Source organism: Arthrobacter sp. SE2, assembly GCF_058244265.1.
In genome coordinates this window covers 58,394-64,962 of the sequence record NZ_JBZAYA010000020.1, presented here as the reverse complement: position 1 = coordinate 64,962, position 6,569 = coordinate 58,394, and the positions used below count along the sequence as shown (strand labels likewise).

At 64.5% G+C, this 6,569-nt stretch carries 7 protein-coding genes; 6 read left to right on the top strand and 1 reads right to left on the bottom strand.

The features are described from left to right. Window positions 1-64 precede the first annotated feature (64 nt). Entirely contained in the window at window positions 65-523 is a 459-nt protein-coding gene (locus AC4CS3_RS20590; RefSeq protein WP_490784999.1) for an Lrp/AsnC family transcriptional regulator, read from the bottom strand. Window positions 524-789: 266 nt separating this feature from the next. Between AC4CS3_RS20590 and AC4CS3_RS20585 the strand changes: the two genes are divergently transcribed. The 6 genes from AC4CS3_RS20585 to AC4CS3_RS20560 all read left to right on the top strand — a co-directional run bounded on the left by AC4CS3_RS20585 (window position 790) and on the right by AC4CS3_RS20560 (window position 6,527). Next, entirely contained in the window at window positions 790-1,422 is a 633-nt protein-coding gene (locus AC4CS3_RS20585; RefSeq protein ID WP_184741514.1) for an RraA family protein, read from the top strand. A 49-nt stretch (window positions 1,423-1,471) separates the two neighbouring features. Then, window positions 1,472-2,821 carry an MFS transporter gene (locus tag AC4CS3_RS20580; protein ID WP_490784998.1) on the top strand — a complete coding sequence of 450 codons (1,350 nt, stop codon included), beginning with the start codon at window positions 1,472-1,474 and terminating at the stop codon, window positions 2,819-2,821. A 98-nt stretch (window positions 2,822-2,919) separates the two neighbouring features. Next, window positions 2,920-3,723, top strand: coding sequence for a LamB/YcsF family protein (locus tag AC4CS3_RS20575; protein ID WP_490784997.1), 804 nt, complete (start codon window positions 2,920-2,922; stop codon window positions 3,721-3,723). Window positions 3,724-3,771: 48 nt separating this feature from the next. Continuing rightward, the gene (locus AC4CS3_RS20570) at window positions 3,772-4,578 is read left to right on the top strand and encodes a carboxyltransferase domain-containing protein (protein ID WP_490784996.1); all 807 of its coding nucleotides are present in this window, start codon (window positions 3,772-3,774) and stop codon (window positions 4,576-4,578) included. Further along, window positions 4,565-5,602, top strand: a complete 1,038-nt coding sequence (locus tag AC4CS3_RS20565; RefSeq protein ID WP_490784995.1) for a 5-oxoprolinase subunit C family protein — start codon at window positions 4,565-4,567, stop codon at window positions 5,600-5,602. The genes AC4CS3_RS20570 and AC4CS3_RS20565 overlap by 14 nt, the downstream gene beginning before the upstream one ends. Before the next feature lie 112 nt (window positions 5,603-5,714). After that, window positions 5,715-6,527, top strand: coding sequence for an SDR family oxidoreductase (locus AC4CS3_RS20560; protein ID WP_490784994.1), 813 nt, complete (start codon window positions 5,715-5,717; stop codon window positions 6,525-6,527). Window positions 6,528-6,569 lie beyond the last annotated feature (42 nt).

Sequence of the window (6,569 nt, the reverse complement as noted above, 5' to 3'; positions counted from 1 at the left end):
TCCCGCCACCCCACACCGACCCGCACCGGACACCCCGGAGAAACCACTACTTCCAAATATGACCTCAGCTTTGCAGCAACCCCGTCGTCCGGTACGGAATCACCTCGCGCAGGAACATGCTCGTGGACGTGCGCACGATTCCGGGGCACAGCCTGATCTCTTCCGAGACCCGGTACAGATCGTCCGGGCTCGTCGCGACCACGCGGATGATGAGGTCGGTGTCCCCGGCCGGCGCATGGCATTCAAGCACCTCTGGGATGTTACGCAGGGCAGCGATCGCCTCGTTCAGTCGGCTCTGATCCAGCTCCGCACTCACCGCCGCCGCAACGCCGCGGCCCAGCGCGGAAGGCACCACGCGGCTGCTGTTCGGACGCAAAGCGCCCGACGCCGACATACGCTCCAGACGCGACTGCACTGTGCCGCGCGCCAAGCCCAAGCGCTGGGCGAGGACCATGATCGGCACCCGGGGGTCGTCGTCGAGCGCGGCAAGGATGCGCTTGTCTGTTGAATCCAATTCCTGCATCGCTACCGCTTTCTGCCTAGTCGCCGTAGGTCTGACTGGTCAGAATGTCCAGTCGTAGCTATTCTCCCGCACAATCCCTGCAGAGCGGTCCGCCATCAGAACCAGTACGCCTGCGAGCCATGGTTGCGAATCATTTACATGCCCGTAACGGGAAACCCTTGACGGCGTGAATTTAAAACGCGAAACTCTTCTCATATGTGATTGACGTCTCAAGACGATCGACGCTCACAGCGCCGGCTCTTGGGAAGAAACCAAAGGCGAAGAAAATGGCAACAACACTAGAACTGACCGTCCGCACCGCATCCTGGACCCGGCCGCCCCGCGAACTGGTCCGCGCGTTCGAAGCGTTCCCCGTGGCAAACATCGGTGATGCCATGGAGCGGCTCGGAATCGTCGACGGCGGAATCAGCCCGGTCTGGGAAGGTGCCCGCTGCGTCGGCTCGGCCCTGCCCGTCCTCGGTGCCGCGGGAGACAACGCCGCCGTCATCGAAGCGCTGAACTACATCCAGCCCGGTGACGTGGTGGTGATCAACGGCTTCGGCCACGAACACCGTGCCTTGGTGGGCGAGCAGCTGTCCCAGCGCTTCGAAGCCGCCGGCGCCACCGGAGCCGTCATTGACGGCTACATCCGCGACCGCGCCACCATCACCGAAATCAAGTTCCCCGTCTTTGCCCGCGGTGTCACCCCTGCCGGTCCGTTCAAGAACGGCCCGGGAGTCATCGGCGAACCCGTAGCAATCGGCGGCATCGTCTGCTCGGCGGGTGACATTGTCGCTGCCGATGACGACGGAGTGGTCATCATCCCCCAGGCCCGTGCCGCCGAAATCCTGGAACGAGTCATTGCCGTGGCCGCGCACGAGGCCGAGATGACCGCGGAAATCACCCGCGAATACAGCTAGACATCGCTTTCCCCCACCCCAGCCCCCTCATAGACTGAAAGCACCCACCATGACAAAGCAATCGACGGACTCAGTGGAACTGAACACCGCTCAAATCAAAGTCGTAACCGCTGACGGCGGGATGGTGCGCAAGGCAACCTTTGCCGGCACCATGGGTTCCTTCGTGGAATGGTACGACTACGGCATCTACGGCCTGCTGACGACGTACCTGGCCATCAACATCATGGGTTCCAAGGACGTCGGCTCCTTGCTCCTAACCAACGTCGGCTTCCTGGTGAGCTTCCTTGCCCGCCCCTTCGGCAGCGTCATCTGTGGTTTCCTGGGTGACCGGCTGGGCCGCAAGAACCTGCTCGCCGTCCTCCTGCTCCTCATCTCCGGGGCCACCGCCTGCATCGGCCTCATCCCGTCGTACTCGGTCATCTTCTGGGCCGCTCCGGCCTTGCTGATCCTGTTCCGCATCCTTCAGGGGTTCTCCGCCGGCGGCGAAGTGGCAGGCGCCATGGCCTTCGTGGGGGAGTACGCCCACAACAAGCACCGCAACTACTCGATGAGCTTCATCGCGGTCGGTTCGTTCTGCGCACTGCTCTTCGGCAGCGCCATTTCCGCCGGCCTGATCACCGCTCTCGGGGATTCCACCATGGAGGCCTGGGCCTGGAGGATCCCGTTCCTCTTCGCCCTGCCCCTGGGCTACGTCGGCTTCTACATCCGCTCCAAAATGGAAGACACCCCGCACTTCGCGGCACTCCGTGAACGCAACGAGGTGGAACGCAACCCGCTGCGCACCGTCTTCACTTCCAAGCGTCACCTCAAGGCCATCGCCCTGACCATCTTCCTCCCTGCACTGAACGGCCCCGGCTACTACCTGCTGTTCGCCTACATGCCCACGTACCTGAAAACCCAGCTCGGCTCGGGCCACAACTTCACCATGCTCCAGGCCCTCCTCGTGACTGCCGTCAGCCTCGTGGCCATTATCATCGCGATCCCGCTGATGGCCCGTTTGTCGGACCGGATCGGCCGCAAGCCGGTACTGGCGCTCTCCGCCGTGCTCATGGCCGTGGTTTCGTACCCGATGTTCGCCATGATCACCACCGGCAACATGCCGCTGGCCTGCGTTGCCACCGTCGTGATGGCCATCGCGTTCTCCGGCCACGCCGCCGTCGTCCACACCGTGCTGACCGAAATGTTCCCCACCACCGTCCGCTACAGCGCGTACAGCATCGGCTTCAGCATCAGTACCATCATCTTCGGCGGCAGCGCCCCGCTGGTCATGACCGAACTCATCAAGGCCACAGGCAACAGCATGGTTCCCGCCTACGCCTCGATCGGCACGGCCATTATCACGCTCGTCTCGGTCTACTTCCTGAAGGAAACCAAGGGCCAGCCCCTGCAGACGCACTAGTACCGGACCACCAGAACCCCGACGGCGGCGGCCGCCAGCCACCCAAACGGCAGCCGCCGCCGTCTAACCCTAAGTAACGAACAGAAGCGGGAGTCACCTTGAGCATCAATTCAGTCGCCGTCGTCGCAGACCTTGGCGAAAGCTACGGCAACTACACGATCGGCGACGACGACGCCCTCCTGGGCCTCGTCACCGCCTCCAACATCGCCTGCGGTTTCCACGCCGGCGATCCGCGGGTCATGGATGCCACCGTCAAGGCCTGCATGGAGCGCGGCATCGAACTCGGCGCACACCCCGGATACCCGGACTTGGTTGGCTTCGGCCGCCGCCTCATCGAAGCCAGCGAAGAAGAAATCCGCACCGACGTGCTCTACCAGATCGGTGCCCTGGACGCGTTCGCGCGCATCCACGGCGGCAAGATCAGCCACGTGGCTCCGCATGGCCGCATGGGCAGCATCGCCCAGACGGACGCCAAGCACGCCCGCGCCATCACGGACGCCATCAAGGCTTACGACCCCTCCTACATCGTGATCTGCCAGAACGGCCTCCTGGCCGATGAATCCCGCAAGCGCGGCCTTCAGGTTGGCTACGTCTTCCTTGCGGACCGCGGCTACGGCGAAGACGGCATGCCCGTCTCCCGAAACAGCGAAGGCGCTCTCCTGCACGACCCCGAGGAAATCGGCCGCCGCGTGGTCCAGGTGGTGACCGAGGGGACCGTCCGCGCCGTCACCGGCAAGGTGGTCCCGCTCGGCCACGATGCCGACGTCGTGCTCCTCCATGGCGACCACCCGCAAGTCCTGCAGAACGGTACGGCTCTTCGCGCGGCCTTGGACAAGGCGGGGATCAAAGCTACGGGACTCCAGGAAGTCCTCGCCGAAAAGGCCCGGCTCGCCACGGTCTGAAGCTGAGCAACAACCCGGATCCATCACCCGTACCACCGAGCAGGACTCATGACCACGCACACAGCACCCGCGGAGCGGCTGCACCACCCGCCCGAACTGGAAGCTGAGCCGTTCGGCGACTCAGCCCTCATGCTCCGGGTCAAGAACGACGACGCCGACTTCCGCCGGGCGGCGGGCAGCCGGCTCCGCGACGTGCTGCTGGAGGTGCGGCCGTACGGGGTCTTGGACATCGTGGCCGGCGTCGAGTCCTTGTTGGTCGAATTCGATTGCCTCGCCGTGACCCACGAACAATTGGCCCAGACCATCCGCTTGGCGGTGGCCGGCAACGGCCTGGAACCGGGAACGCCTAGCGCCTCGCAATCACTATTTGTCATCCCGATGGTCGTGAGCGAGGAATTCTCCCCGGACCTCCCGGGTGTTGCCGAGGAGTTGGGCCTAAGGCCGGAGGACGTGCTGCAGCAGTTCCAGTCCTCGGTGCTGACCATCAACCTCTTGGCCGCGGCCATGGCCCCCATGATGGGCGGCGTGCAATTCCCGGGCCAGGTCAGCCGCTGCGTCGAGCCACGGACCAACGTGGAACCCGGGTCGGTCATGGTGGCCGGTACCAACGCCATCATCCAGCCGTTCCCCGGGCCGAGCGGCTGGAAGGTGATCGGCCGGACCCCGCTCACCATCTGCGACATCCGGGAAGATCCCGCCACCTCCTACAAGCCGGGAGACTTGGTGCGCTTCGAGGTGGTGCCGGATCGCGAATGGGCGCGGCTTGAGGGTAAGTTCCTGCGTGCCGCTCCGGACGGCGCTGGCTCGAACGGCGCTGCCTCGGATGCGGAAGGAGGCGAACATGACCTTCCCTGAACGCGCGATCGGCATCAAAGTAAGTGAAGCGGGCTGGCTGTCCACCTTCCAGGACCTGGGCCGCGAGAATTCGGAGTTCATGGGCGTCCCTTGCGGAGGCGCCGCGGACCAGTACTCAGCGGCCGCGGCCAACATCCTGGTGGGCAACAGCCGCAAGGCCGCGTGCCTGGAAATCATGGGCGGACGGTTCGCGTTCACGGCCACTCACGACGTGATGTGCGCCGTGACCGGGGTCCCGGCGGAAGTCACGGTGAACGGGGATCCTGTTGCCATGTGGGAGCCCCTTTGTCTTCGCGCCGGAGCCCGAGTTGTTATTGCCAAGTCCAGCGGTGGCATGCGGAACTATCTGGCCTTCAGTGGCGAATTGGAAACCGCCCGCTTCATGGGCAGTGCGGCGCCCGAATCGCGCATGGGCTTCCCGCAACAGCTCGCTCCCGGTCAGACGCTTAGCCTCCACAGCCGATACCGCGGATTCACGCACCCGTTCCTGACCCAGCCACTGTTCCGGCTGCCTGTTCCCGTGCCGGACTTCAGCCCCGAGGTGTGGACTATCGACGTCGTCGACGGTCCCGAAACGAACCGGACGCCCGGCATCCGGAAACTGCTCAGCTCCAGCCGCTACACCGTCGGCGCCAAATCCAACCATGTGGGCCTGCGTTTGGACGGGCCTGTGGTGCATCCGGAGGGGCTCGGGGAAATCGTGTCCCATGGTGTGCCGATCGGGGCGTTCGAAATCCCGCACGGCGATGAGCTCATCATCCTGGGCCGCTCAAGGACGCTGACCGCCGGCTACCCGATTGTGGCGGTCGCAGCCAAAGCTTCCCTGTCCATGCTTGGCCAGGCCAGCCCTGGCCGGAAGATGACCTTCCGCTGGATCAGCAACGACCAGGCAGTGGAGCAATACCGGGAACAGCAGCGTGGTTTGGCACATCTGGAAGAGCGCGTGCACGCCTTGTTTGCCGCCGTCGGGCTCCCTCTCTTCGCAAGTTCCGTGGCGGCCTCGCCGAGTCCCGCCGCAGCGTGACTCGCAGTCCCCGAAGAAAACACTTGACCATAAACTTCTAAAATGAGAAACTCTTCTCATATGTGATGAGCATCTCAAATGATTCACACTAAAAACGCAAGGAACTGAAACCATGGGACTTCTGGACGGCAAGCTCGCGATCATCACCGGCGCCGGTACCGGCATGGGACGCTCGACGGCGGCCCTGCTGGCAACCGAGGGTGCCGCGGTGGTGCTGGTGGGGCGGCGTGAAGGCGTGCTGCAGGAACTTGCGGCGGAAATCGTTGCCGACGGCGGCCGCGCCGTTGCCCGGGCCGCGGACATCACTTCCAAAGACGACGTAGACGCGCTGCTGGACTGGGTCCACCAGAATCTGGGCCAGGTGGACATCCTTGTCAACAACGCCGGCAGTGCCAGCAAGGTCCTCAATGTCCGCTGGATCAGCCAGCAGGAATGGAATGACGTCCTGGATGTCAACCTCAACGCCGTCTACCTGCTCAGCCAGGCAGTCCTTCCGGACATGCTGGCCCGCAAGACCGGAACCATCATCACCGTCTCCTCGCTCGCCGCAGTGAACCCGAACCTCCTGGGTGGCGCCGCGTACGGCGCGGCCAAGGCCGCGGTCCGGAATTTTATGACGTACCTCCACAACACCTTCCGCAACGACGGACTGCGCGCGGTGACGATCCTGCCCGGTGAAACCGCCACGCCCATCCTGGACAACCGCGCCCGGCCGCCACGCGCAGAGGAGCGCGATGCCATGGTGCAGCCCGAGGACGTGGCCCGAGCCATTCACCTGGTGGCCACGCTGCCCCAGCGCACCGTCGTCCAGGAATTGGTCATCGCCCCGACGATCCAGCGGGATACCTCCGGAGACATCGAGATCAGCCGCTGGGCCGGAGCCCCCGCCGACCATGCGCCTGCCGACCAAGCACCACAGCGATGAAACCCCGCAGACTCTACGCGCCGTCCTCCCGGTCCGCTACCA